This is a genomic window from Parashewanella curva, from assembly GCF_003675895.1.
Taxonomy (GTDB): Bacteria; Pseudomonadota; Gammaproteobacteria; order Enterobacterales; family Shewanellaceae; genus Parashewanella; species Parashewanella curva.
The window spans coordinates 1-1324 of sequence record NZ_ML014938.1 but is presented as its reverse complement, the minus strand read 5'-3'; the positions used below and the strand labels follow the sequence as shown (position 1 = coordinate 1324).

Below are 1324 nucleotides of genomic sequence, written 5' to 3'. Positions count from 1 at the left end.
CAGATCTGCAAATTCCCTTCAACTGACGATAAAAATGGATTTGTTTGCACAAAATAACTTATCTTGCTTTTTACCTACCGCTCTTAAAAACAGATACCAAGATTTGATAAAGGAACATTTAAATGTTGCGCCTAAGTTAGCTCAAGGCGTTAAAACACTTTCTCACCATAAAACCGCATGGGCTAACACACAGGCTTCTTGGAGGTTCTTTAGCAATGAAAATATTGCCTACCCGCAACTCAGTTTACCTTTGAACCAAGCTGCGAGACAAGAGTTAGCAGGCATTACCTCCACTTACGCTCTCGTGGCTCATGATTGGTGCAAAAACAATTATCGTGATCATGACTGCAAGCTTGATAAGATCCAAATGTCTCACGATAGAGATGTGGGTTACGAGCTGTTTGCTTCATTGCTATTGGATTCAGATACAGGGAAACCTTTAGCTCCCCTAGGATTAGATCTGGCAGCAAGAGAAGGCGTATATCGTTGTAGAGATGTTGAGCCTCAAAAAGCAATTCCTCACCTTGAGCAACTTACCGACCGTATTGAGTGGCAGGAAAGCTTGCCTTTAAACAAACACCTAGTGCATGTCATTGATAGAGAAGCCGATTCAGCACCACACCTACGTCAGTTAATGGGAGTGAAATGGCTAACAAGAGGAAAGAAAAATACCTCGGTTATGCATGATGATGAGTTTGTTTCATTAGAAAAACTGGCGCTAAAGCTCCCAAGCGAAATCAAGGGAATTGTTGATTATAAAGGTAAAGAGGCTTATCTATTTGTTGGTGAAACTGAAGTCGTGTTACAGAGAAAATCAGAAAAGGATGTAGTAAACCCGCCAAGTGTTCGCTTTGTTGTAAGCACGTTGAGCAATGAAAAGGGAGAGCAATTAGCGCAGTGGTTGCTTCTATCCAATGTGGCAGAGGTTGACTCCCTGACAATAGCGAATTGGTACTATTTTCGCTGGTCAATTGAATCTTGGTTCAAGGTATTAAAGGGACATGGCTTTCAAATTGAGCACTGGCAACAAGAAACGGCTCCAAGAATATTTAGGAGACTCATTGTCAGCGCAATGGCCTGCGTGATGATGTGGAAACTTTACAATGATAACTCAAAAGACGCAGTAGAATTAAAAACCTTTTTGATTAAGTTAAGCGGCAGACTGACTAAGAGGAGTAAACCTGTGACTCACCCAGCATTATTAGCTGGCTTATGGGTCTTTTTACAGCTCAACGAAGTTCTTTCTAACTATACCATTGAGGAGATTGAAGCATTTAGAGAGTTGGCTAGTTCGTTTTTTGGACAAACCATGTAGATACCTATG

General features: G+C 41.2%; 1 protein-coding gene. It reads left to right on the top strand.

Annotation, left to right across the window (positions count from 1 at the left end; genetic code table 11):
• Positions 1-28: 28 nt before the first annotated feature.
• Positions 29-1315 (top strand): transposase, encoded by a 1287-nt coding sequence (locus D5018_RS21310; protein WP_121840973.1) that lies wholly within the window; start codon positions 29-31, stop codon positions 1313-1315.
• Positions 1316-1324: the final 9 nt, after the last annotated feature.